Below are 25122 nucleotides of genomic sequence, written 5' to 3'. Positions count from 1 at the left end.
CCCCGGCTTACGTAGGCTTCGGGGGTGAGCAACAACACCCCGTTCAGCTTCGGCGCAGCCACCGGTGTGGGCTCCCTGCCCGGTGGCGACGCCCGAGAAGCCGCCAAGACCGCCACCGGAACCTTCGAGGACTTCCCCTTCCTGCCCGAACTGCCCGCCCGGGGACCGGGAGCGGACATGATCGGGCGGACCGCCGGACTGCTCGTCGAGCTGTACGCGCGCGTGGAGCCCAGCGGCTGGCGGCTCGGCGACCGGCCGGGGCGGGACACCAAACGGGCCCGCTCCTGGCTCGGCGAGGACCTCGACGCGCTGGAGGAGTTCACACAGGAGTACGAGGGGCCGCTGAAGGTCCAGGCCGTCGGGCCCTGGACCCTCGCCGCCAACCTGGAGCTGCGCAACGGCGAGGCCGCCCTCTCCGACCCCGGAGCCTGCCGCGACCTCGCCGCCTCCCTCGGCGAGGGACTCCGGCTGCACCTGGCCGAGGTCCGGCGGCGCATCCCCGGGGCGCAGCTCGTCCTGCAATTCGACGAGCCGTCCCTCACCGCAGTCCTGCGCGGCCAGGTGAAGTCCGCCAGCGGCTACCGCACCCACCGGGCCGTCGACCGGCAGATCGTCGAGGCCACGCTCCGCGACGCCATGGGGGTGCACGACGGCCCGGTCGTCGTCCACTCCTGCGCACCGGACGTCCCGTTCGCCCTGCTCCGCCGGGCGGGCGCGGCGGCCGTGTCCTTCGACTTCTCCCTGCTCACCGAGCGTGACGACGACACGATCGGCGAGGCGGTGGAGGCCGGGACCCGGCTCTTCGCCGGTGTCGTCCCGGGCACGGACGGCCCATTGTCAGACCCTGCCGGTAGCGTCATGGGTGTCAGGACGCTGTGGCGCAGGCTGGGGCTGTCACCGGGGCTTCTCGCGGAGGCGGTCACCGTCACCCCGGCGTGCGGACTCGCGGGGGCCTCCCCGGGGTACGCGCGCACGGCTCTCGCCCACTGCGTCCGGGCGGCGAGATCTCTCGCGGACAACCCAGAGTAACGGGAGGACGACACGGTGGCCGGGGACAAGCAAGCGGAGACGACGACGGTGCCCGCCGAGGCACGGGAGAAGCACGCGCGCCTCGCTGAGCAGATCGAGGAGCACCGCTTCCGGTACTACGTGAAGGACGCTCCCGTCGTCAGCGACGCGGAGTTCGATGAACTGCTGCGTTCCCTGGAGGCGCTGGAGGAGGAGCATCCGGAGCTGCGCACCCCGGACTCGCCGACCCAGAAGGTCTCCGGGTCGTACGAGACGGAGTTCACGGCGGTCGAGCACCGCCAGCGCATGCTCTCCCTCGACAACACCTTCAACGACGAGGAGATGGCCGCCTGGACGGAGCGCATCGCCCGCGAACTGGGCGAGCAGGACTACCACTTCCTGTGCGAGCTGAAGGTCGACGGCCTCGCCGTGAACCTCACCTACGAGCACGGCCGGCTCACCCGCGCGGCGACCCGCGGTGACGGCCGCACCGGCGAGGACATCACACCGAACGTCCGGACGATCGCCGAGATCCCGGAGCGCCTCAAAGGCGACTCCGTTCCCGACCTCGTGGAGATCCGCGGCGAGGTCTACTTCCCGATGGAGAAGTTCCAGGAGCTCAACGCCCGTCTGGTCGAGGCCGGCGACAAGCCCTTCGCCAACCCGCGCAACGCGGCGGCCGGTTCACTGCGCCAGAAGGACCCGCGCGTCACTGCCACCCGCCCCCTGCACATGGTGGTCCACGGCATCGGCGCGCTGGAGGGCTTCACCGGTCTGACCCGTCTCTCCCAGGCGTACGACCTGCTGAAGACCTGGGGCCTGCCCGTTTCCGGCCACAATCGGGTGGTCGACGGCCTCGACGGCATCCGGGAGTTCATCGCGTACTTCGGCGAGAACCGCCACTCCGTGGAGTGGGAGATCGACGGCGTCGTCGTCAAGCTCGACCAGATCCCGCTCCAGGGCCGCCTCGGCTCCACCTCGCGCGCGCCGCGCTGGGCCATCGCGTACAAGTACGCGCCGGAGGAGGTCAACACCAAGCTCGTCAACATCCGTGTGGGCGTGGGCCGCACGGGCCGGGTCACGCCGTACGCCCAGGTCGAGCCGGTCACGGTCGCGGGCTCCGAGGTCGAGTTCGCCACGCTGCACAACCAGGACGTGGTCAAGGCCAAGGGCGTCCTCATCGGCGACACCGTGGTGCTGCGCAAGGCCGGTGATGTCATCCCCGAGATCCTCGGGCCGGTCGCCGACCTGCGCGACGGCAGCGAGCGCGAGTTCGTGATGCCGAGCGAGTGCCCCGAGTGCGGTACGGCGCTGCGGCCGATGAAGGAGGGCGACGTCGACCTGCGTTGCCCGAACGCCCGCACCTGCCCGGCCCAGTTGCGCGAGCGCCTGTTCTACCTCGCGGGCCGCAAGGCGCTGGACATCGAGCACTTCGGCTATGTGGCGGCGGCGGCCCTCACCGCCCCGCTGGAGCCGAAGGACCCGCCGCTGGCCGACGAGAGCGACCTGTTCGACCTCACCATCGACCAGCTGCTGCCCATCAAGGCGTACGTCCTCGACTCGGACAGCGGCCTGCCCAAGCGCGACCCGAAGACCGGCGAGGAGAAGGTCGCCACGATCTTCGCCAACCAGGAGGGCAACCCCCGCAAGAACGCGCTCGCCATGCTGGAGAACATCGCGGCGGCCAAGCAGCGCCCGCTCGCCCGCATCCTGACCAGCCTGTCGATCCGTCACGTCGGACCTGTCGCGGCCGAGGCGCTGGCCCGCGAGTTCCGCTCGATCGAGCGCATCGACCAGGCCACGGAGGAGGAGCTGGCGGTCACCGAGGGCGTCGGTTCGACCATCGCCGCCTCCCTCAAGCAGTGGTTCGCCGAGGACTGGCACCGCGAAATCATCCGTAAGTGGAAGGCCGCCGGCGTCCGCATGGAGGAGGAGAGCACCGGCGAGGACGAGGGGCCGCGCCCGCTCGAAGGGCTCACCGTCGTCGTCACCGGCACCCTCGAACACTTCACGCGGGACGGCGCCAAGGAGGCGCTGCAGACCCGCGGAGCGAAGGTGACCGGATCGGTTTCGAAGAAGACGTCATTCGTCGTTGTGGGTGACAGTCCAGGATCGAAGTACGACAAGGCGATGCAGATGAAGGTGCCGGTCCTGAACGAGGAGGGTTTCGGAGTCCTGCTGGAGCAGGGACCCGAAGCGGCGGCCGAAGTCGCGCTTTCGGCCGAGGAGTAGCGGTTGAAGGCCACCCGTTCGGCGCATACCAGATGCATACGGGTGGCCGGGGCGCATTCGGGCAACCGTCCGCGACCGCTGCCCGTGGAAGCCTTCTGCGGCCTACTGTTGAGATGTGCGCCTGCCGTGCCCAGCTGCGGTCGGGGCATCTTCGTGCTCGCACAGAGCGCGGGGAAGGGTTTCCAACGCGGGCCGTCGAGGGTTGTCGGGCACCGGGCCGCGGGGCGTGGGCACCGCCGGCTGTGAGAGGGACGGGAATGGAACCGACCGAGAGCGCCGTGCCGGGCTCACGGCTGCGCCTCAGCCGCCTGGCGGTCGCATGGCGCGCAGTTCGTGGGGCCGGACGGCCGGCGGGGCGTCCGGGTGTGGAGGTGCGCGCCGTCGGACAGTACACCGCGGACGGGCGTGCCGTCGGGGGGCGCGCCGCGGCGGACGGCCGCGGCGCCGCACAACCGGTCACCGAGCACACCCCGGGACTGACCGGCGAGGACACGGACAGCGAACGGCACCAGTCCTGGCACGCGCTGCCCGCGGCGGTCGTCGCGGCGGCCGGGTTCGTTCTGGGCGCCGGCTTCTACCGCGCCTTCACCGGCGGCCACGCGCTGTTCCCGTCCGGCACGGCCGGCTGGGCGCTGGCCGTGCTGACCGGCATCATCGTCGGCCACCTCGTCATGCTCGGCCGCTCCCGCTGGTGGGGCGGCACCGGCTCGGGCGCCGCCCTCACCCTCGCCGTGCTGCTGCTCTACGGCTGGGTACCGGCCGGCATGGTCAGCCTCACGGTCGTCGTGCTGGTCGGCGTGGCCCGCCGCAACCGCTGGCGCCAGGGCGTGCTGCACGGGGCGGTCGACCTCCTCGGCATCGGCGCCGGCGCCCTGGTGCTCGCCGTGTTCGGGACCGTGCCGTCCGTCGAGTCGCCCGCGCGGCCCGATGCCTGGACGCTCGCCACCGCACCCCAGGTGGCCCTGGTCGCCGCCGCCTACCTGATGGTCTCCCGCGTCCTGCTCTGGTATCTGCACGCCCCGCGCCCCGGACTGCCCACGGTCGCCCGCACCGCCCTGGTCAGACAAGGCCTGGTCGCGGTCGCGCTGCTGGGGATCGCGCCGCTGGTCTGCGTGGTGGCCGTGGCCAAGCCGATCCTGCTGCCCCTGTTCTCCATCCCCCTCATCGCCCTGGACTCCACCCTGTGGATAGCCCGGGCCCGGGCCGAGGAGCAGCTGCGCGACCCGCTGACCGGGCTGCCCAACCGCCAGTGGCTGCTGGAGCGCATCTGGACCGCGCTGGACGACGCCGAGCGGATCGACGCCCGCGCCGCCCTGATGCTGATCGACCTCGACCGCTTCCGGTCGGTCAACGACACGCTGGGTCATCTCGCCGGTGACCGGCTGCTGCTGCAGATCGCCGACCGGCTGCGGGTGGCGCTGCCGCGCGGGGCCGAGGCCGCCCGGCTCGGCGGGGACGAATTCGCCGTCTTACTGCCCGTCGCCGACTCCACGACGTCCGCGACCCGGGTCGCCCGCGCTCTGGTCGCCGCGCTCAGCTCCCCCCTCGACCTCGACGGCCTCACCCTCGTCCTGGAGGCCAGCGCCGGAGTCGCCGTCTTCCCCGACCACGCCCTGGACGCCGAAGGGCTGCTGCGGCGGGCGGACGTGGCGATGTACCAGGCGAAGCGGGACCGTACGGGCGTGGAGGTCTACGAGTCCAAGCGCGACTCGAACACCCCCGACCGGCTCGGTCTGCTGGGCGATCTGCGCCGCGCCCTCGAAGCCAATGAAGTGCATCTGCACTACCAGCCGAAGGTCCGCTTCGACGGACAGGTCGTGGGCCTGGAGGCCCTGGTCCGCTGGGTGCACCCCGAGCGGGGCAAGGTGCCGCCGGACGAGTTCATAGCGATCGCCGAGTCCTCGGGCCTGATGCCCCACCTCACCGAGTACGTCCTGGAGGCCGCGCTGGGCCAGGTCGCGCGCTGGCGCTCCCAGGGCCTGTTCGTCCCGGTCGCGGTGAACGTCTCCCCGCGTGACGTGCACAGCGCCGGCTTCGCGGGCTCCGTCGCCGCCCGGCTGGCCCGGCACGGCGTGCCCGCGGGAGCGCTCCAACTGGAGATAACGGAACACGTCCTCCTGGAGGACCCACAGCGCGCCGCCGACACCCTCAACGCTCTGACCGGGCACGGCGTGAAGATGTCCCTGGACGACTTCGGCACCGGGTACTCCTCGCTCGTGCACCTGCGCAGGCTCCCGGTCAGCGAACTGAAGATCGACCGATCGTTCGTTGCGCGGCTCGCGGTCGACACCGAGGACGCGGAGATCGTGCGCTGCACCGTCGACCTCGCGCACTCCCTCGGCCTGCTCGTCGTCGCCGAGGGCGTCGAGGACGACGAGACCTGGGAGCGGCTGCGCGACCTCGGCTGCGACGCCGTCCAGGGCTGGCTGGTCGCCGCCGCGATGCCCCCCGACGAGACGACGGCCTGGCTCCGCGCCCGGGGCTCCCGCGGCTGGCAGCGGCCCCGCGCCGCCCTGCCGGCGGCGACGGCGGACGACTCGGGCCGGGTCGGCTAGGTTCCGTACCTGAAGCGCCCCGGCGGGGCCGGGGCGCGGCTGCCCGCGAAACCGTTTCACGGGCATGGCCCCCCGACCCATAGGATTGGGCCAAACCACACTCACTCACCACCCCAGAGGATCGCTGCATGCCTGGCATCACGCGCGAGGAGGTCGCCCACCTCGCCCGGCTGGCGCGTCTGGAGCTGAAGCCCGAAGAGCTCGACCACTTCGCGGGACAGCTGGACGACATCATCGGCGCGGTCGCCCGCGTCAGCGAGGTCGCCGACCAAGACGTACCGCCGACCTCGCACCCGCTCCCGCTGACGAACGTCATGCGCGTGGACGAGGTCCGTCCGTCGCTCACCCCCGAGCAGGCGCTCTCCGGCGCCCCGGCCCAGGAGCAGCAGCGTTTCAAGGTGCCGCAGATCCTGGGGGAGGACTAGAAGTCATGACGGACATCATCAAGCTCACGGCCGCCGAGACCGCCGCGAAGATCGCCTCCGGCGAGCTCACGGCCGTTCAGGTCACCGAGGCCCACCTCGCCCGGATCGAGGCCGTCGACGAGAAGGTGCACGCCTTCCTGCACGTCGACCGCGAGGGTGCCCTCGCGCAGGCCCGCGCCGTCGACGAGAAGCGCGCCAAGGGCGAGAAGCTCGGCCCGCTGGCCGGCGTCCCGCTCGCGCTGAAGGACATCTTCACCACCGAGGGCGTGCCGACCACGGTCGGCTCGAAGATCCTCGAGGGCTGGATCCCGCCGTACGACGCGACCGTCACCCAGCGCCTGAAGGCCGCCGACGTCGTCATCCTCGGCAAGACCAACATGGACGAGTTCGCCATGGGGTCCTCCACCGAGAACAGCGCCTACGGCCCGACCGGCAACCCCTGGGACCTGACCAAGATCCCCGGCGGCTCCGGTGGCGGTTCCTCCGCCGCGCTCGCCTCCTTCCAGGCCCCGCTCGCCATCGGCACCGACACCGGCGGCTCCATCCGCCAGCCGGCCTCCGTCACCGGCACGGTCGGTGTGAAGCCGACGTACGGCGCGGTGTCGCGCTACGGCATGGTCGCCTTCTCCTCCTCCCTCGACCAGGGCGGGCCCTGCGCCCGCACGGTCCTGGACGCGGCCCTGCTGCACGAGGTCATCGCCGGGCACGACCCGCTCGACTCGACCTCCATCGACGAGCCCGTCCCGGCGGTCGTCGAGGCCGCCCGCAACGGCAGCGTCGACGGCATGCGCGTCGGCGTCGTCAAGCAGTTCCGCGGCGAGGGCTACCAGGCCGGTGTCATCCAGCGGTTCGACGAGTCCGTCGCGCTGCTGAAGGAGCTGGGCGCCGAGATCGTCGAGCTGGACTGCCCGTCCTTCGACCTGGCGCTGTCGGCGTACTATCTGATCGCGCCGTCCGAGTGCTCCTCCAACCTCGCCCGCTTCGACGGCCTGCGCTACGGCCGGCGGACCGGCGACGACGGCACGCACTCCGCCGAGGAGGTCACCTCCCTCACCCGCGAGGCCGGCTTCGGCCCCGAGGTCAAGCGCCGCATCATGCTCGGCACGTACGCCCTGTCGAGCGGCTACTACGACGCGTACTACGGCAGCGCCCAGAAGGTCCGCACGCTCATCAAGCAGGACTTCGACAAGGCGTTCGAGCAGGTCGACGTCATCGTCTCGCCGACGACCCCGACCACCGCCTTCGCGATCGGCGAGCGCGCCGACGACCCGATGGCGATGTACCTCGCCGACCTGTGCACCATCCCGACCAACCTGGCGGGCAACGCGGCCATGTCGCTGCCGTGCGGTCTCGCCCCGGAGGACAACCTCCCGGTCGGCCTGCAGATCATCGCCCCGGTCATGAAGGACGACCGCCTGTACAAGGTGGGAGCCGCCGTAGAGGCCGCCTTCGTGGAAAAGTGGGGCCATCCGCTGATCGAGGAGGCTCCGTCACTGTGAGTGCACTGACCAAGGCCAAGGGCTTCAAGAAGTCCAAGTCCGGCACGTACCTGTCCATCGCCGGGACCGCGTTCGGCGCGATCGGCGTCGCCAAGCGGCTGAAGAAGGCCCGCGCCGAGCAGGACACGCTGGTCCTGATCGACGCCACCGTGTCCGCCGTCGCCATCGTCACCGGCCTCGCCATCCTCTACCGCGAGCTGAAGCGGCTGGGCGACGACGACGTCCTGCTGGGCTGAGAGGGAAGTTTCACCGTGACCACCACGACCGACCTGGCGTCGTACGAGGAAGCACTCGCGTCGTACGACCCCGTCATGGGCCTCGAGGTCCATGTCGAACTCGGCACCAAGACCAAGATGTTCTGCGGCTGTTCGACCGAGCTCGGCCAGGACGCCAACACGCAGACGTGCCCGGTCTGCCTCGGCCTGCCCGGCGCGCTCCCGGTCGTCAACGCGACCGGCGTCGAGTCCGCGATCAAGATCGGCCTCGCGCTGAACTGCGAGATCGCCGAGTGGTGCCGCTTCGCCCGGAAGAACTATTTCTATCCGGACATGCCGAAGAACTTCCAGACCTCCCAGTACGACGAGCCGATCGCCTTCAACGGCTACCTCGACGTACAGCTGGAGGACGGCGAGACCTTCCGCGTGGACATCGAGCGCGCCCACATGGAGGAGGACACCGGCAAGTCGACGCACGTCGGCGGCGCCACCGGCCGTATCCACGGCGCGTCCCACTCGCTGCTCGACTACAACCGCGCCGGCATCCCGCTCATCGAGATCGTCACCAAGCCGATCGAGGGCGCGGGCGAGCGCGCCCCCGAGGTCGCGCGGGCCTACGTCCGTGAGCTGCGCGAGCTCATCAAGGCGCTCGGCGTCTCCGAGGCCCGGATGGAAATGGGCCAGATGCGCTGCGACGTGAACCTGTCGCTGCGCCCGAACGGCACCGAGAAGTTCGGCACGCGCTCGGAGACGAAGAACGTCAACTCGCTGCGGTCTGTGGAGCGCGCGGCCCGCTTCGAGATCCAGCGGCACGCGGCTGTGCTCAGCAGCGGCGGCACGATCATCCAGGAGACCCGGCACTTCCACGAGGACACGGGGTCGACGACCTCGGGCCGCGTGAAGGAGGAGGCCGAGGACTACCGGTACTTCCCGGAGCCCGACCTCGTACCGGTGGCCCCGTCGCGCGCGTGGGTCGAGGAGCTGCGGGGCGCGCTGCCCGAGCTGCCCCTGGTCCGCCGCAGCCGGCTCCGTGAGGAGTGGGGCGTCTCGGCCGTCGACATGCAGGCGATCCTCAACGCCGGTGCGCTGGAGCCCATCGTCGCCACCATCGAGGCCGGGGCCGACTCCGCCTCCGCCCGCAAGTGGTGGATGGGCGAGCTGGCCCGCAGTGCCAACGAGTCGGGCAAGGCGCTCGACGAGCTGGCGATCACGCCGCAGCAGGTCGCCCGGGTCGCCGAGCTGGTCGCGAAGGGCGACCTGAACGACAAGCTGGCCCGGCAGGTCATCGAGGGCGTCCTCGCGGGCGAAGGCACCCCGGACGAGGTCGTCGACAAGCGCGGTCTGAAGGTCGTCTCCGACGAGGGCGCGCTGGGCACGGCCGTCGACGAGGCCATCGCCGGCAACCCGGGCGTCGCGGACAAGATCCGCGGCGGCAAGGTGGCCGCGGTCGGCGCCCTGGTCGGCGCGGTCATGAAGGCGACCCGGGGTCAGGCCGACGCGGCGCGCGTCAAGGAGCTGATCCTGGAGAAGCTGGGCGTCAGCGAGGGCTGACCTCCGCGGACCCGACAAGGGGGATGCACCGGACCCGGTGCATCCCCCCTGCGCGTGTGCTCTACAGCCGGCGCCCCACGACCCGGACGAAGCCCAGGGTGCCGCCCTGGTCGAGCCGCAGCATCTCGGCGCACTGACCGGCCATCCGGATGTGCCACTCGTCCGTGTGCTCGTCGGCGACGACCTCGCACCAGTGCAGCCAGTCGCGCCAGCCGTCGTCCAGCCAGTCGGCCGTCTCGACCGCCACCGCACCGCTGCGGGTCCAGTGGCGCCGCCACCACGCGGCGGTGTGGAAGCACCAGAAGTCGGGCTCCCAGAACGGCTTGAGGTGCTCCGGCGGCTCGACGCCGTCGATCTCCTCGCGCAGTGCCGGTACGACGACACCGATCCGCCCGCCGGGCTTCAGCAGCCGCGTCAGCTCGGGCAGGTACAGATCGTTCGTGCCGAAGTACTGGTAGGCGTCGACGGAGACGATCGCGTCGAAGCTGCCCTCGCCGAACGGCAGGTCGTGCGCCTCTGCATGCACGGGCAGGACACGGTCGGCCACGCCCGCCTCGGCGATGCGCGGGGCGTTCTCGCCCGGCTTGACCCACAGGTCGGCGGCGGTGACCTGAACGTCGTACTCCTTGGCGAGGAAGATCGACGTCATGGCGCGTCCGCAGCCCAGGTCGAGCACGCGGGAGCCGGGGCTCAGGGTGTCGAGCCCCAGGGCCGGGGCCAGCCACTCCAGCAGCCAGAGCGCGTGCGGGCCCATCTGGTTGTCGATGGTCCAGCGGGCGTCGTAGCGGTTGCTGCGCGGGTAGCGGGGGTGGTCGGTGCGGTCAGTGAGGGGGTCGTTCGGGGTCCGGGAAGTGATGTCCGACATCGGTGAACGGGCTCCTTGAGTCCTTGAAAAGGAAAGGGGATGCGTAGGAGCTCGGTCGGACCGTCAAACAACGCACCTGCTTCGGCCGGGCGGCGGGCTGCCGCGGGCGTTTCCTCGGACCGGCGGACGTTAACAGGGGGCCGCGCGACCCCGCATCCGGTTTTCGTTCACGACGCGCTACCGTCTCGCCCATGAATGGACGCGCTGATTCCGACACCGAACCAGAGATAGCGGACTCGGAGACGGCCGCCGTTCAGGAAGCCGACCAGGACGAGGAGCCCGACGACGACGCGGACGATCCGGCCGACGCTGCCGCCGATGAACCGGACGATGACGATCCGGCCGACGCTGCCGCCGATGATCCGCACGATGACGATGACGATGACGATGACGATGACGATGACGACGATGACGACGACGATGCCGAGGACGCGCGGCGGGCCCGCTGGACCGCGGCCGGGACCGGGGCCCTGCTGACCCTCGCCGGCCTGGCCGCGGCGCTGCTCCGCCTCACCCGCCCCGCCGCCCCGGCGCTCGTCCCGGCGGCGTACGCCTGCGGGGCCGTCGTGTGCGCCGGCGCCGCCGTGCTGGGCTCCCGGGGACGCACCCGGCGGGCGTTGTGGCTGCTGATCGCGGGGACGATGGTGATGGCGCTGGGGGACCAGTTCGACTGAGGCCGGCCGTTGTGAACAAGCCCACGAAAGCGACAAACGATCTCGTGCGCCTGTAAGAGTGGCTTCGCATTGCTCATGCGTTCTTTGCGGGCTGTTCAGGTCATCGACGACTACTCCCGGTCAAAGATCCACAAAAAGTCACCCTGGGAGCACGTTTCGTGGCAGCCCTAGCACGCTGGTGTGTCCAACGCCGTCTGGTCACCGTTCTGCTCTGGCTCCTCGCCTGCGCGGGGGTGGCCGCGGGCGCCGCCGTCGCCGGCTCCGCGTACTCGAACGACTACGAGGTCCCCGGCACCGAGTCGGGCCGCGCCACCGAGCTGCTGCACGAGGGCTTCCCGCAGCTCGGCGGCGACAGCGACACCGTCGTCTGGCACACCACGTCCGGCACCGTCCGCTCCGCCGACGTCGAGCAGACGATGACCCGCACCCTGGACCGGATCGAGAACCTGCCCGGCGTGGCCTCCGTGACCGGCCCCTACGACGGGCCGGGCACGGGCCGTGTCAGTGAGGACGCGCGTACGGCGTACGCCACGGTCACCTTCGACGACCGGGCCGAGGACATCGACCAGGGCGAGGCCAGGGCCGTCGTCGACACCGCGAAGAGCGCGGAGACCGACGGACTCCAGGTGGAGCTGGGCGGCAGCGCCGTCGCCCTCACCCAGTCCTCCGGCGGGCACGTCGCCGAGATCGTCGGTGTGGTCGTCGCCGCGGTCGTGCTGTTCCTCGCCTTCGGCTCGCTCGCCGCCTCCCTGCTGCCCATCGCCACCGCACTGGTCGGCGTCGGCACCGCCTACGCCGGGATCGTGCTGCTCGGGCACGCCATGACCGTCGCCGACTTCGCCCCCATGCTCGGCATGCTGATCGGGCTCGGCGTCGGCATCGACTACGCGCTGTTCATCGTGACGCGGCACCGGCGCGGGCTGAAACGCGGTCTCTCGGTCACCGAGGCGGCCACGAACGCCGTCGCCACCACGGGACGGGCGGTCGTCTTCGCGGGTGCCACCGTTTGCATCGCCCTGCTCGGCATGCTGATCCTGCGGCTGAGCTTCCTCAACGGCGTCGCCATCGCGGCCAGCCTGACCGTGGTCCTCACCGTGGCGGCCTCCGTGACGCTGCTGCCCGCCCTGCTGTCCTTCATCGGCACGCGCGCGCTGAGCCGCCGCGAACGCCGCCGCCTGGCGGAGCACGGGCCCGAACCGGAACTGCCCACCGGTTTCGCCGCCCGCTGGTCGGCGTTCGTGGAGCGTCACCCCAAGGTGCTCGGCGGGGTCGCCCTCGTCGTCATGGCCGTCCTCGCGCTGCCCACGTTCTCCCTCCACCTGGGCACCTCCGACCAGGGCAACGACCCCAAGGCGGCCACCACCCGCCAGGCCTACGACCTCCTCGCCGACGGGTTCGGACCAGGCGTGAACGGCCCGCTCACCCTCGTCACGAAGGTCGACGGAGCCGACGACAAGCTCGCCCTGGACAACCTCGACGGCACGCTCCGCGCCACCGACGGCGTCGCCTCGGTCACCCCGGTGACCTTCGACTCCGGCGGTCACACCGCGTACCTGACCGTCGTACCGGAGTCCTCGCCGCAGTCGAAGCAGACCAGCGACCTCGTCGACCGGCTCCGTGGCGAGGTGCTGCCGCGCGCCGAGGCGGGCACCTCGCTCGACGTACAGGTCGGCGGCATGACGGCCGGCTACGACGATTTCGCCGACGTCATCGTCTCCAAGCTGCCCGTCTTCGTCGGGGTCGTGATCGGCCTGGGCTGTCTGCTGCTCCTGCTCGCCTTCCGGTCCATCGGCATCCCGCTGAAGGCCGCGGCGATGAACGTCGCCGCCGTGGCCTCCGCCTTCGGGGTGGTGGTCGCGATGTTCCAGTGGGGCTGGGGCAGCGAACTGCTCGGTCTCGGCAGCGCGGGCCCCATCGAGCCCTTCCTGCCCGTGATCATGGTGTCGGTGCTCTTCGGCCTCTCCATGGACTACCAGGTGTTCCTGGTCAGCCGGATGTACGAGGAGTGGCTGGAGACCGGCGACAACCGGCGAGCCGTGCGTGTCGGCCTCGCCGAGACCAGCCGGGTGATCAACTCGGCGGCGGTCATCATGATCTCCGTCTTCCTGGCCTTCGTCCTCAGCGGCGACCGGGTGATCGCCATGTTCGGCATCGCCCTGGCCGCCGCCGTCGCCCTGGACGCCTTCGTCCTGCGGACGCTGCTCGTCCCCGCCCTCATGCACATGCTCGGCGGCGCCAACTGGTGGCTGCCCCGCTGGCTCGACAAGCGCCTGCCGCGGATCAGCATCGAACCGCCCGAGGCCCGGGCCGCCCATGAGAGGCTGGCCGCCGCGACGGACGCCGAGGTGGCGGACGTCCTGGCGGAGGAGGAGCGGCAGCGGGATGTACGCGATATCCCTGGGTGACGACGCCGAGCTGAGGCCCCTGGAGCCCTGGCATGCCGAGGAGTTCCTCGCGCACCTGGAGCGGGGCCGGGAGTTCATCGGGCAGTACATCAACTTCGGGTCGCAGGAGACGGACGTGGAGTCCGCGCGGGCCATGCTCCAGCGGTACGCCGACATGCGCGCGGCCGACACGCGCTCGCTGCACGGCCTGTGGCTGAACGGCAAGCTCGTGGGCGGCGTACTGTTCCTGAACTTCGACGCGGCGACCGGCAACTGCGAGGTCGGCTGCTGGCTGGAGCCCGCCGGGACGGGGCGCGGCCTGGTCACCCGCGCGATGCGGGTCCTCATCGACTGGGCGGTCGAAGAGCGCGGCATTCACCGGATCGAGTGGGTCGCCGCCTCGGGCAATCAGCCGAGTCTGAACGTGGCCCAGCGCCTCGGCATGACCCGCGACGGTGTGCGACGCGAGGCGCACCCCTATGGTGGCGTACGGCACGATCTCGAAGTCTGGTCGGTGCTGGCGCCCGAGTGGCGCGCCGCACGCGCGCGTGCCGCTCACAACGATCATTAAGAGACTTCTCAGACAGCGACTTTACGGTGCGAGACATGGCAACGAACGCAGTGGACGAGACCAAGGCCACCGAGGCCACGACCGAGAAGGCGGTGGACACCACCGAGTCCGACGAGGCGACCCGCACCGAGGCCCCGGCCGAGGCCGAGGTCGTCGAGACAGAGGTCACCGAGACCGAGGTCGCCGAGACCAAGGAGGAGGCCCCCTCCGGAGTCGGCCAGGGTGCCGCCGCCGTGGTCTCCGCCGCGCTGGGCGTCGTCTCGCTCACCGGCAGCTGGGTCGGCACGATCGCCGCGGCGCGCCAGAACCTGGTCGGTCAGCTGGAGACCGCCCAGAACGCGGGCGTGGCCCAGCAGATCCAGGCCGTGTACGGCGACGCATGGCAGGCCACCGCCCTGTGGGGCGGACTGTTCGCCGTGGTCGCGCTGGTCGTCGGCGTCGTGACGCTGGCCCGGCCCGCGTTCGGCACGCCCGGCAGGATCCAGGCCCCCTGGATCAAGGCCGTCGCCTGGGCGGGCGTCTCGCTCGGTGTCATCGGCCTGTTCCTGGCCGTCCTCAAGTACACCGGCATCCTGCTCGGACTGCCGTCCGCGAGCTGAGTCACCGCAGGTCCTGAGGGGTCTTAGGAGTTCCGTAAGCACCTTACGGAGCCCCTGGGGCCCCTCAGCCGTGTCCTAAGGCCCCGGCCGCCGCCGAAGATGCGGAACTCTCCCGATGTGGCCGACCCGCCTGGGAGACGAGAGTGAGGTCATCGGAGAAACCCTCCGCGACCGGCTCTCACGAAGGACACGCCATGTACGAGTACGAGCTCCAGCAGCTGCGCACCGCCGACCTCATCCGCAGGGCCGACCACGCACGCCTGGTCCGCGAGGCCGCCCGGGCCCGCCGCACCGCCCGCAGCGAAGCGGCCCAGAACTCCGCCGAGCACGAAAGCCATACTCGCGGCTTCCGCCGAACCCGGTCCGCCCGGGCCGCGTGAACGGCGGGGAGGGACCGGCCGGAGCGGCGGCGGTCGGTGTCCTGGCCGCTCCTCGGAAAACCGGTGCCGTTGTGTCAGAGGCGCATGCGATGCTCGGGGCCGTGGAGACCAGGTCCGTCAGCCCCGTGTTCGTCGGCCGTGCCGAGGAGTTGGGCACGCTGCACGACGCCCTCGCCCGCTCCCGTGAGGGCGAGCCGCAGGCCCTGCTCATCGCCGGGGAGGCCGGAGTCGGCAAGACCCGCCTGGTCGAGGAGTTCGCCGCCGCCGCCCGCCGCCGGGGGGCGGTGGTCGCACTCGGTGGCTGTGTGGAGATCGGCGCCGACGGACTGCCCTTCGCGCCGTTCTCCACCGCGCTGCGCGCCCTGCGCCGCGAACTTCCCGGCGAGCTGGCAGCCGCTGCCGCCGGACAGGAGGAGGAGCTGGCCCGGCTGCTGCCCGAGCTGGGCGAGTCGGGCAGCGGGAGGCACGACGAGGACGGCATGGCCCGCCTCTTCGAACTCACCGCACGTCTGCTGGAGCGCATCGCCGCCGACCACACGGTCGTCCTCGCCCTGGAGGACCTGCACTGGGCCGACGCCTCCACCCGCCACCTGCTCGCCTATCTCTTCCGCACCCTGCGCACCGGCCGCCTCGTCGTCCTCGCCACCTACCGCTCCGACGACATCCACCGCCGCCACCCGCTCAGGCCCCTGCTCGCCGAACTGGACCGGCTCCGTACGGTCCGCCGTCTCGAACTCGCCCGCTTCAACCGCGAGGAGGTGTGCCGCCAGGTCGCCGGCATCCTCGCCCACGCACCCGACCCGGACCGGATCGACGCGATCTTCGAACGCTCCGACGGCAACGCCTTCTTCGTCGAGGAACTCGCCGTCGCCGGCCACGAGGGCTGCCGCTCGGGCCTGACCGACTCCCTGCGCGACCTGCTGCTCGTCCGCGTGGAAGGGATGCCGGAGCCCGCCCAGCAGGTCGCCCGGATCGTCGCCGAGGGCGGCTCCACCGTCGAGTACCGGCTGCTGGCCGCCGTCGCCCGGCTCGCCGAGGACGACCTCATCGAGGCGCTGCGGGCCGCCGTGAACGCCAGCATCCTCGCCCCCGCACCCGGCGGCGACGGCTACCGCTTCCGCCACTCCCTGGTCCGCGAGGCCGTCAGCGACGACCTGCTCCCCGGCGAACGCTCCCGCCTCAACCGCCGTTACGCCGAAGCCCTGGAGTCCGACCCGACCCTCGTCCCCGCCGACCAGCGCGCGGCCCGCCTGGCCAGCTACTGGTACCACGCCCACGACCCCGCCAAGGCCCTGCCCGCCGTCCTCGACGCCTCCGTCGAGGCCCGCCACCGCCACGCCTACGCCGAGCAACTGCGGCTGCTGGAACGGGCCATGGAACTGTGGGACGCCGCCCCCGACGCCGTGCGCCGCACCCTGCGCCCCGTCGACTACGCCGAGGTCTACCCTCCCTGCGGCTGCGACCCGGCCACCACCGCGCTGCGCCACCTCGACCTGCTGGCCGAGGCGGCCGTGGCCGGACGGCTCTGCGGGGAACGCGAACGCGCCCTCAAGATCACCAAGCGGGCGCTGCGCCTGCTGGACGACGAGGACGACCCCCTGCGCTCCGCCTGGTTCTGGATCCAGCGCTCCCGGCTGGTGCAGAGCCTCGCCCGCGGCGACGGCTGGAAGGAGATCGCCACCGCGCAGGAGCTGGTCCGAGGCCTGCCGCCGTCCGAGGTGCACGCCGAGGTGCTCGCCACGGCCGCCCACTGGTCCATGCTCCACGAGCCCGGCCCGGAGACCCTGACGGCCGCCGAGCGGGCCGTCGAGTACGCGCGCATGGTGAGCGCCGACGACATCGAGTCCAACGCCCGGCTCACCCTCGGCGGTCTCATGGTCGACGCCGGGCAGATCGAGGCCGGGCTCACGCACATGTACGAGGTCAGGGACGAGGTGGTCGCCCGGAGCCTCGCGGCGGTCGTGGGCCGCAGCCATGTGAACCTGCCCTCCGTCCTCGAAGGCGTCGGCCGCTCCGAGGAGTCCGTAGACATCCTGCGCGAGGGCCTGCGGCTCACCGGGGCGATGGGCCTGCGGGTCGCCGAGGCCTGGATCTGGAGCAATCTCGCGGAGTCGCTCATCTCGCTGGGCCGCTGGGACGAGGCCGTCGAGGCCGCCGGAAACGCCCAGCGGCGCGGGCAGACGGCCGGGCCGCACGGCTCCGGCGCCAACAGCCTGGCGTTCCTCGCGCTCGCCCGCGGCCGTGTCCCCGAGGCCGCCCGCCACCTCGCCGAGGGCCGCGCCGCCTACGGCCCGCACGACCCCATGCCGCAGCACGACCTCCCGGTCTCCTGCCTCACCATCGCCGTCGCCGTCGCCGAGGGCCGCCTCCCCGACGCCCGCGCCGAACTGGCCCGCACCCTGGAGTCCGGCTTCCCGCCCGGCACCCAGCGCTACGTCTGGCCGCTGTTGCGCGAAGCGGCCACCGCGGAGGCCGACGCCCGCGCCCTGCCCGTCGCGCGGGACGGCCGCGCGGAGGCCCTGGACGGCATCTTCAAGGCCGCCAAGCGCCTCACCACCAACGCCCCCGTCTGGCTCGCCCACGAGCAGTGGGTCCGCGCCGAACTCCAGCGCGCCGAGGGCCGCGGCACCCCGGACATCTGGTCGGAGGTGGTCACCGCCTTCGAACCCCTGGAGCGGCCCTACGACCTCGCCCGCGTCCGGTACCGCCTCGCCGAGTCCCTGCTGACGGGCGGCGAGGACGAGCGGGACCGCGCCACGGAGCTGCTGCGCCTCGTCCACGCCGCGGCCCGCCATCTCGCCGCCCGGCCCCTCGCCGAGTCCGCCACCGCGCTCGCCCAGCGCGCCCGCCTCCCGCTCACGCCCGCCTCGGCACCGGCCCTCGCGCCCGCCGACCCCGCCGAGGCCCTCGGCCTCACCAGCCGGGAACGGGACGTGCTGCGCCTGGTCGCCGTCGGCCACACCAATCGCCGGATAGCCGAGGAACTGTTCATCTCCCCGAAGACCGCGAGCGTCCACGTCTCCAACATCCTGGCGAAGCTCGGCGTCTCCGGGCGCGGCGAGGCGGCGGCGGTGGCGCACCGGCTGGGGCTGTTTCCGGCCGAATCGCTCATACCCCGCCCGGCGGGCTGAGGCATACGCTGTAAGGGAGGCCGCTGTCGCCGCGGCCGAGGGAGGCACCGTGTTCAACGTGTTCGAGGAGCTGTTCTCGCCCGGCCGCAAGCACACCCGCGACGAGCAGAGCCGCCTGGAACTGACCCGGGAGGACACCGGTGACGGTGATCCCGGACGCGGGCCGATAGACCTGGCGTCCGGGAAGGTCGTCGTACGCCCGCAGCAGGAGCCGGAGGACCGCGAGGACTAGGCGGCTACGACACCCGCACCTCGAGGATCCGGTCGTCCCCGTCCTTCGGGCTGCCCCGGCCGTCCGTGTTGCTGGTCACGAGCCACAACCGGTCGCCGCCCGCAGGGACCACCGTGCGCAGCCGGCCGTACTCGCCGTCCAGGAAGGCCTGCGGGTCCGCCGTGGCCTCCGTGCCGTTCAGCGGGACGCGCCACAGCCGCTTGCCGCGCAGGCCCGCCATCCAGATCGACCCCTCGGCGTAGGCGATGCCGCTGGGGGACGCCTCGGCCGTGGTCCACTGGTCGATCGGGTTGTGGAAGTCCCCGTCGCCCGACTTGCCCTCGGCCTCCGGCCAGCCGTAGTTGTCGCCCGGCTTGATCGCGTTGAGCTCGTCCCAGGTGTCCTGGCCGAACTCCGAGGCGAAGAGCCGCTGCTTGGTGTCCCACGCGAGGCCCTGCACATTGCGGTGGCCGTACGAGTACACCGGCGAGCCGGGGAACGGGTTGCCCGGCGCGGGCTCGCCCTCCGGGGTCAGGCGCAGGATCTTGCCGCCCAAGGAGTCCTTGTCCTGGGACAGGCCCGTGTCGCCGCTCTCGCCGGTGCCGGCGTAGAGCATCTTGTCCGGGCCGAACTCGATCCGGCCGCCGTTGTGGATGAAGCCCTTGGGGATGCCCCTGAAGACCGTGTCGGGAGCGCCGAGCTGTTCACCGGCGGGCTTCTTCTCGTCGTAGAGCATGCGGACGATGCGGTTGTCGCCGGCGGAGGTGAAGTACGCGTAGACCATGTGGTCCGAGGCGTAGTCGGGTGACAGGGCGATGCCCAGCAGGCCACCCTCGCCGGCGGCCGAGACGCCCGGCACCTCGCCCAGCTCGGTCTTCTTCCCGGTCTTCTCGTCGACCCGGACGATCGTCCCGTCGTCCCGGGAGGAGACGAGCAGCCCGCCGCCCGGCAGGGGAGCGAGGCCCCAGGGGGAGTCCAGGCCCTCGGCGACGGTGCGCACCACCGTCACCGAGCCCTTGGCGGGAGGTGTCTCTTCGGCGGCCTCCCGCGGCGGCGCGGAGGACTCCGGTGCCGTACGGCCGGGAGAGGCGCCCTCGTCCGAGCCGGACGATCCTCCGCCGTCGGAGGAGCAGCCGGCCGTCAGCAGGAGCGCGACGGCGGCCAACACGGCCGGCACGGCTCGACGTTGCACGATCATGGTCCCTTCGACGCGGCGGGTTCTCCTTGTCATACACCGCTCGCGGCTCACAAGTTCCCGATCGCCGAACCCCGAACCGCGAACAGGGGGCCCTGGGCGGGTTTGTGCCGAAAGCCCCGGGGAGCGGATCCGGCTCAGTCCCACGACCCCTGGGCCCGGGGCAGCACCGCCACTTCCCGCAGATGGTCCGGCGTCAGGCGCAGGGTCGCCGCGGCCGCGTTCTCGGTGACCCAGCGCTCCTGCTTCGCGCCCGGGACCGGGACCACGTGCGGGCCCTGGGCGAGGACCCAGGCGAGGGCGACCTGGGCGGGGGTGACGTGCTCGCCGTGGCGGCGGGCCACGCGGCGCAGGCCCGCGACGATCGGCTGGTTCGCGGCCATCATCTCGCCCGTGAAGCGCGGGTGCCGGGCGCGCAGGTCGTCCGCCTCGAAGCCCGCGCCGGTCCGCAGCCTCCCGGTCAGATAGCCGTTGCCGAGCGGCATCGCGGCGAGGAAGCCGACGCCCCGCGTCTCGCACCACGGCAGCAGCGTCTCCAGCGCCTCGGGCGACCACACCGACAGCTCCGCCTCCACCGCGCTCACCGGGAAGACCTGCTGCACCCGCTCCAGCTGCCGTATCGTCGCGTCGTGCAGCCGGGCCCCGCCGCGGCGGCCGGCCCGCGCCCCGACCGCGCACAGGCCCAACGCCCGCACCTTCCCGGCCTGGACGAGCTCCGCCATCGCGCCCCACGTCTCCTCGACGGGCACCTCCGGGTCGGCCCGGTGCAGCTGGTAGAGGTCTATGACGTCCGTCTGGAGGCGCCGCAGCGAGGCGTCGCAGGCACGTTTCACATACCCCGGGCGGCCGTTGGCGACGATGTGCTGGTCGCCCACGAGCAGACCGACCTTGGTCGACACGAACGCGTCGGACCGGCGTTCCCTCAACGCCCGCCCCACCAGCAGTTCGTTGGTGAAGGGGCCGTACATGTCGGCCGTGTCCAGCAGGGAAGCGCCGAGGTCGAGCGCCCGGTGCACCGCCCTGAGCGACTCGTCGCCACGCTGTCGCGAGGTGCTGTAGGCCCAGCTCATCGGCATGCACCCGAGTCCGACGGCCCCCACCGCGAGCGCCGCCGCGCCGATCGTCCTGCGCTCCACCTGGTCGTGACCCTCCCTGTTCCGGCCACCCCAACCTAACCTCTGCCGTCGCACGCTCCTGACATAGCCTCCAGAGCATGACTGCTGACGTGTGGCTGCCCATCCCGCCGGAAGAGATCGAGGGACTCCCCGAGGGTCCCGGCTACCGCTACTGGAACGGCGGGGACGACTTCCCCGCGGACCCGGCGGACTGCGCCTTCTACGTCGTCCCCTACATGAAGCCCAGCCCGCTGTGCGTGCGCCCCATGCCGGAGATGAGCCACGTAGAGGTCGTGCAGACCCTCTCGGCCGGGATCGACCACGTGCAGCCGGGGCTGCGGCACCTGCGTCCTGGCGTGCGGCTGTGCAACGCGCGCGGGGTCCACGAGGCCAGCACCGGAGAGCTCACCCTCGCGCTGATCCTGGCCTCGCTGCGCGGGATCCCCGACTTCGTCCGCGCGCAGGACCGGGGGGAGTGGCTCGGCGGGTTCCGGCCCGCGCTCGCCGACAAGAACGTCCTCATCGTGGGATACGGATCGATCGGCGCGGCCATCGAGGACCGGCTTGTGCCGTTCGAGGTGGCGCGTGTGGCGCGCGTCGCGCGCTCCGAGCGCACCACGGCGCGCGGTCCGGTGCATCCGCTCACCGAACTCGCCTCCCTGCTCCCGGAAGCGGACATCGTCATCCTGTCCACGCCGCTCACCGAGACCACCCGCGGCCTGGCCGGGGCCGACTTCCTGTCCCGGATGAAGGACGGCGCGCTCCTGGTCAACGTGGCCCGCGGCCCTGTCGTCGACACCAAGGCCCTGCTCGCCGAGGTGGAGACCGGCCGCATCACCGCGGCCCTCGACGTCACCGACCCCGAGCCCCTGCCGCGCGAACACCGGCTGTGGCGTGCGCCGGGGGTACTCATCAGCCCTCACGTCGGCGGACCCACCTCCGCGTTCCTTCCGCGCGCCAAGCGGCTCCTGGTGGACCAGTTGAACCGTTATGTGAACCGGGAGCCGCTCCGCAACGTGATCCTTACGACGGGTGCATCAACAGGCTGAACCGACCTCGGGTACCGTCCGCAATCCTTCGGGTGCGGTGGGTACTCATATATCTATTGATCGTCACGGAGAGTAGAGAACCTATGTCCCTGAGTGACGAGACTGGTGTATCGTCCCGACAGGGGCAGCGCCGGGGGTATTCGGCGCCGGGGACGGACACTTCGGACTGTGAGGGGGGCGACAGGCGATGCACGGCCTATGGACGAGCGATCCGACGGGGCGGGGCGGCCGGCGGCGACCCTGGCGGACGGCCGCGTTCAGACGCGGTCACCACGCCGATCACGGCGGCCACCACACCCACCACAGTGATCACCATCAAGGGGTACGGACCGGGAGGGTCCGGTGAGTGCGCCGCCGACCCCCATGCTGGACGGAGCGCTGCGGGCACAGCCTTCGTCGCCAGGGGTGCTGCTGCCCCGTACGCCGGCCCGCGGCCATCGGCCGGGCCTGGCCCTCCAACTCGTCCTGGCCCTGGTCTGCGCGGGATACGCCGTCGGGTCCGCGCTCGGCTGGGGCTCGGACGAAGTGGCCCTCATCATGGGCGACTTCGGGCTGAGCGCCGCGGCGGCCACCGCCTCCGTGTCGTGCTTCCTGTACGCCCGCAACCGCCGTACCCGCTTTCGACCCGCCTGGCTGCTGTTCGGCCTCTCCTCGGCCATGGCGTCCCTCGGCAACCTGGTCTGGGGCTGGTACGAGGTGGTCCTCGGACTGCCCGTGCCCAGTCCCAGCTACGCCGACCTGTTCTTCCTGTGCTTCGCGCCGCCCGCGATCGTCGGGCTGCTCGTGCTCGCCAAGCGGCCGGTGAGCAAGGCCGGGTGGGTCTGTCTCGGGCTGGACGCCTGGCTGATCGGCGGCTCGCTGCTCACCCTGGCCTGGAGTCTAGCCCTCGCCCAGGCCGCGAAGTCGGAAGGGCCCGGCGTGGCGCACACCGCACTGTCGCTCGCCTATCCGCTGCTCGACATCGCACTGGTCAGCATGGTGCTCGCGCTGCACTTCAGGCGGTCCGCGGGGAACCGCTCCGCGGTCAACACCGCCATCGGCGCGCTCGCGCTGACCGTGATGTGCGACGCCCTGTTCACCTCGCCGCTGATGCACCACCACTACCGCTCCGGCCAGTTGCTCGACGCGGGATGGTTCGCCGGCTCGCTGCTCCTGGCGTACGCCCCGTGGGCCGCGCCCCGCACGCCGGACACCGACCGGCACGGCCTCGACCGGCAGAGCACGGCCGGGCACACACGCGTGGTGCACGAGCACGTGCCGGGGCAGCGCAGCGGCCCGCACCACCAGCCGCCCGCGCCCGGAGGCGAGCTCGGCCGGTATCCGGCCGCCCGGCCCATCTCCGGCTCCCTCGCCGCCCTCACGCCGTATCTCGCGGCCGCCGTGTGCACGCTGGGGATCCTCTACAACGTCCTCAACGGCCGCAGCGTCGACCGTGTGGTCCTGCTGACCGGTGGCACGGTCGTGCTCGCGCTCGTCGTGCGCCAGGGCATCATGCTGCTCGACAACATCACCCTCACCCAGGAACTGGCGCAGAAGGAGAACCACTTCCGCTCCCTGGTGCAGGGCTCCAGCGACGTGATCATGATCGCCGCGCCCAGCGGTGTCCTCCGGTACGTCTCCCCGGCCGCCGCCGGTGTGTACGGCCGCTCGGCGGAGGATCTGGTGGGTACGGAACTGGCCAATCTCATCCACCCGGAGGACCTGGGCTGCGTCGTGCACGAGGCGCGCAGGTTCCTCGCCGCCAACCCGGTCGAGGAACCAACTACGCGCATCGAGTGCCGTTTCCGGTCGGGTGACGAAGGCTGGCTGAACGTCGAGTCGACCGTCAACCGCCATCACGGCGGCCTGATCTTCAACAGCAGGGACGTGACCGAAAGGGTCCGGCTCCAGGCCCAGTTGCAGCACAACGCCGAGCACGACCCGCTCACGGACCTGCCCAACCGCGCCCTGTTCACCAGGCGCGTCCAGCACGCCCTCTCGGGCCGCCGGGCCTCCGACCGGGGTGTGGCCCTGCGGAACACGGCCGTGCTGTTCATCGATCTCGACGGCTTCAAGGCCGTCAACGACACGATCGGGCACCAGGCGGGGGACGAGCTGCTCGTCCAGGCCGCCCGCAGACTCCAGGACTCGGTCCGGCAGGGCGACACGGCCTCCCGGCTGGGCGGCGACGAGTTCGCGGCCCTGATCGTCGGCGACAACACCCGCGACCGGGCCGCCCGGGAACGGCACATAGTGGAACTCGCCGACCGCCTCAGGACGACGCTGTCCCAGCCGTACCTCATCGACGGCAACGATGTCCGTGTCAACGCCTCCATCGGCGTGGCCTTCGCGGAAGCGGGCCTCGGCGCGGGCGAGCTGCTGCGCAACGCCGACCTGGCCATGTACCGCGCCAAGGCCGGCGGCAAGGGCCGCGTCGAGCTGTACAAGCCGCAGATGCAGCAGGACGTCGTACGCAAGGCGGAGCTGGCCACGCGCCTGCGGGCCGCTCTGCACGACGGCGAGTTCGCCCTGCTGCACCAGCCGGTGGTCTGCCTGGAGGACGGCCGGATCACATCGGTGTCCGCGCAGGCGCGCTGGCGCTCCTCCCAGGGGGTGCTCTTCACTCCGGCGGAGTTCCTGCGCGTGGCCGAGGACAGCGACAAGACCGCCGAGCTGGGCCGGTGGATGATCGAGGAGGCCGTCGAGCAGGCCGCCGAGCGGCAGGCGACCGGGCGGTCCGTGCCGGTCGTCGTCCGGATGAGTGCCCGCCGGCTGCTGGACCGGTCGATGCCGCTCGGCTCGATCGAGGCGCTGCTCACGCGGCACGGACTGCCGTCCGGGTCGCTGATCATCGAGCTGTCCGACACCGACCCGAGAGTCTCGCAGGACGAGCTGGAGCGGCGTCTCGGCGCCCTGCGGCGGGTCGGCGTCCGGATCGCCCTCGACGGGTTCGGCAGCGACTGCGCGGCGATCACGGCCCTCAGGCGGCTCCCCGTCGACATCCTGAAACTCGACCGCGCTCTGGTCGAGGGTGTCGTCGAGTCCGCCCGGCTGTACAAGATCACCAGTGGGCTGCTGCGCATCGCCACCGATCTCGGGCTGAAGTCCGTGGCCGAGGGGGTGGACCTGCCCGAGCAGGTCGTCGCCCTGCGGGCGATGGGCTGCACACACGGGCAGGGCATGGCGTTCTCCGGACCGCTCGACGAGTACCGGCTGCGCCGGGCACTGGCCGGCGGTCACTATCCGGTGCCGAACGGACCGGCCGAGCCGGCGTTCGCGGGCGGTGCCCCGCGGGTGTACAGCTCGGGAGTGTCCGCCGTCATCGGAGGCGGTACGGCCCTACGCTCACATAATGAGACTCCCGTCCCACCCACTTGACAGTGGGTGTGTGCCGGGGGGAGGGTCTGTGCCATGCGCACCCGAATTCTCGTACTTGGAAAGCGCGTCGGCTGACGCTGAGCCTCGACCGCTCAGCGACTCCACC

General features: G+C 71.8%; 19 protein-coding genes. 16 read left to right on the top strand and 3 right to left on the bottom strand.

Going from position 1 to position 25122, the window contains the following annotated elements; translation table 11 throughout:
• The first annotated feature begins 24 nt into the window (after nt 1–24).
• The 7 genes from ACZ58V_RS01190 (at nt 25) to gatB (ending at nt 9485) form a co-directional block, all read left to right on the top strand.
• Nucleotides 25–1029: a methionine synthase gene (locus ACZ58V_RS01190; RefSeq protein ID WP_468194835.1), complete on the top strand. Its 1005-nt coding sequence runs from the start codon at nt 25–27 to the stop codon at nt 1027–1029.
• Between the two features lie 15 nt (nt 1030–1044).
• Complete coding sequence (gene ligA, locus ACZ58V_RS01185; protein ID WP_468194838.1) at nt 1045–3240, top strand: NAD-dependent DNA ligase LigA; 2196 nt, start codon at nt 1045–1047, stop codon at nt 3238–3240.
• A 257-nt stretch (nt 3241–3497) separates the two neighbouring features.
• Nucleotides 3498–5795, top strand: a complete 2298-nt coding sequence (locus ACZ58V_RS01180) for a putative bifunctional diguanylate cyclase/phosphodiesterase (RefSeq protein WP_471287787.1) — start codon at nt 3498–3500, stop codon at nt 5793–5795.
• Between the two features lie 128 nt (nt 5796–5923).
• Nucleotides 5924–6220 (top strand): Asp-tRNA(Asn)/Glu-tRNA(Gln) amidotransferase subunit GatC, encoded by a 297-nt coding sequence (gatC, locus tag ACZ58V_RS01175; RefSeq protein ID WP_095936815.1) that lies wholly within the window; start codon nt 5924–5926, stop codon nt 6218–6220.
• A gap of 5 nt (nt 6221–6225) precedes the next feature.
• Nucleotides 6226–7719, top strand: a complete 1494-nt coding sequence (gene gatA, locus ACZ58V_RS01170) for an Asp-tRNA(Asn)/Glu-tRNA(Gln) amidotransferase subunit GatA (protein WP_471287786.1) — start codon at nt 6226–6228, stop codon at nt 7717–7719.
• Nucleotides 7716–7955: a hypothetical protein gene (locus tag ACZ58V_RS01165; RefSeq protein ID WP_184598645.1), complete on the top strand. Its 240-nt coding sequence runs from the start codon at nt 7716–7718 to the stop codon at nt 7953–7955. The genes gatA and ACZ58V_RS01165 overlap by 4 nt, the downstream gene beginning before the upstream one ends.
• Before the next feature lie 15 nt (nt 7956–7970).
• On the top strand, nt 7971–9485 hold the full coding sequence (gene gatB / locus ACZ58V_RS01160; RefSeq protein WP_471287784.1) for an Asp-tRNA(Asn)/Glu-tRNA(Gln) amidotransferase subunit GatB: 1515 nt from the start codon (nt 7971–7973) through the stop codon (nt 9483–9485).
• Between the two features lie 61 nt (nt 9486–9546).
• Here the strand turns inward: gatB and ACZ58V_RS01155 are convergent, their stop codons facing one another.
• Entirely contained in the window at nt 9547–10350 is an 804-nt protein-coding gene (locus tag ACZ58V_RS01155) for an SAM-dependent methyltransferase (RefSeq protein WP_471287782.1), read from the bottom strand.
• Nucleotides 10351–10577: 227 nt separating this feature from the next.
• Here ACZ58V_RS01155 and ACZ58V_RS01150 point away from each other — a divergent pair, with 227 nt between their 5' ends.
• The 7 genes from ACZ58V_RS01150 to ACZ58V_RS01120 all read left to right on the top strand — a co-directional run bounded on the left by ACZ58V_RS01150 (nt 10578) and on the right by ACZ58V_RS01120 (nt 18321).
• Nucleotides 10578–11024, top strand: coding sequence for a hypothetical protein (locus ACZ58V_RS01150; RefSeq protein WP_471288719.1), 447 nt, complete (start codon nt 10578–10580; stop codon nt 11022–11024).
• 158 nt (nt 11025–11182) lie between these two features.
• On the top strand, nt 11183–13429 hold the full coding sequence (locus tag ACZ58V_RS01145; protein WP_471287779.1) for an MMPL family transporter: 2247 nt from the start codon (nt 11183–11185) through the stop codon (nt 13427–13429).
• Entirely contained in the window at nt 13407–13979 is a 573-nt protein-coding gene (locus ACZ58V_RS01140) for a GNAT family N-acetyltransferase (RefSeq protein ID WP_468194855.1), read from the top strand. The genes ACZ58V_RS01145 and ACZ58V_RS01140 overlap by 23 nt, the downstream gene beginning before the upstream one ends.
• Nucleotides 13980–14014: 35 nt before the next feature.
• Nucleotides 14015–14578: a hypothetical protein gene (locus ACZ58V_RS01135; protein WP_468194858.1), complete on the top strand. Its 564-nt coding sequence runs from the start codon at nt 14015–14017 to the stop codon at nt 14576–14578.
• A 194-nt stretch (nt 14579–14772) separates the two neighbouring features.
• Nucleotides 14773–14958 carry a hypothetical protein gene (locus ACZ58V_RS01130; protein ID WP_468194861.1) on the top strand — a complete coding sequence of 62 codons (186 nt, stop codon included), beginning with the start codon at nt 14773–14775 and terminating at the stop codon, nt 14956–14958.
• A gap of 89 nt (nt 14959–15047) precedes the next feature.
• Complete coding sequence (locus ACZ58V_RS01125) at nt 15048–18089, top strand: helix-turn-helix transcriptional regulator (protein WP_468194864.1); 3042 nt, start codon at nt 15048–15050, stop codon at nt 18087–18089.
• Between the two features lie 49 nt (nt 18090–18138).
• On the top strand, nt 18139–18321 hold the full coding sequence (locus ACZ58V_RS01120) for a DUF6191 domain-containing protein (RefSeq protein WP_471287777.1): 183 nt from the start codon (nt 18139–18141) through the stop codon (nt 18319–18321).
• A 4-nt stretch (nt 18322–18325) separates the two neighbouring features.
• Here the strand turns inward: ACZ58V_RS01120 and ACZ58V_RS01115 are convergent, their stop codons facing one another.
• Together ACZ58V_RS01115 and ACZ58V_RS01110 are read right to left on the bottom strand one after the other, a co-directional pair.
• Entirely contained in the window at nt 18326–19531 is a 1206-nt protein-coding gene (locus tag ACZ58V_RS01115; protein ID WP_468194868.1) for a PQQ-dependent sugar dehydrogenase, read from the bottom strand.
• A gap of 101 nt (nt 19532–19632) precedes the next feature.
• Nucleotides 19633–20631: an aldo/keto reductase gene (locus ACZ58V_RS01110; protein WP_468194871.1), complete on the bottom strand. Its 999-nt coding sequence runs from the start codon at nt 20629–20631 to the stop codon at nt 19633–19635.
• Nucleotides 20632–20708: 77 nt separating this feature from the next.
• On the opposite strand from ACZ58V_RS01110, the gene ACZ58V_RS01105 reads away from it, so the two are divergent.
• The gene (locus ACZ58V_RS01105) at nt 20709–21659 is read left to right on the top strand and encodes a 2-hydroxyacid dehydrogenase (RefSeq protein ID WP_468194872.1); all 951 of its coding nucleotides are present in this window, start codon (nt 20709–20711) and stop codon (nt 21657–21659) included.
• 342 nt (nt 21660–22001) lie between these two features.
• Nucleotides 22002–25016 carry a putative bifunctional diguanylate cyclase/phosphodiesterase gene (locus ACZ58V_RS01100; protein ID WP_471287774.1) on the top strand — a complete coding sequence of 1005 codons (3015 nt, stop codon included), beginning with the start codon at nt 22002–22004 and terminating at the stop codon, nt 25014–25016.
• Nucleotides 25017–25122: the final 106 nt, after the last annotated feature.

This window comes from Streptomyces sp. NPDC040589 (assembly GCF_055594445.1).
This window is presented reverse-complemented; position numbering and strand designations above follow the sequence as displayed.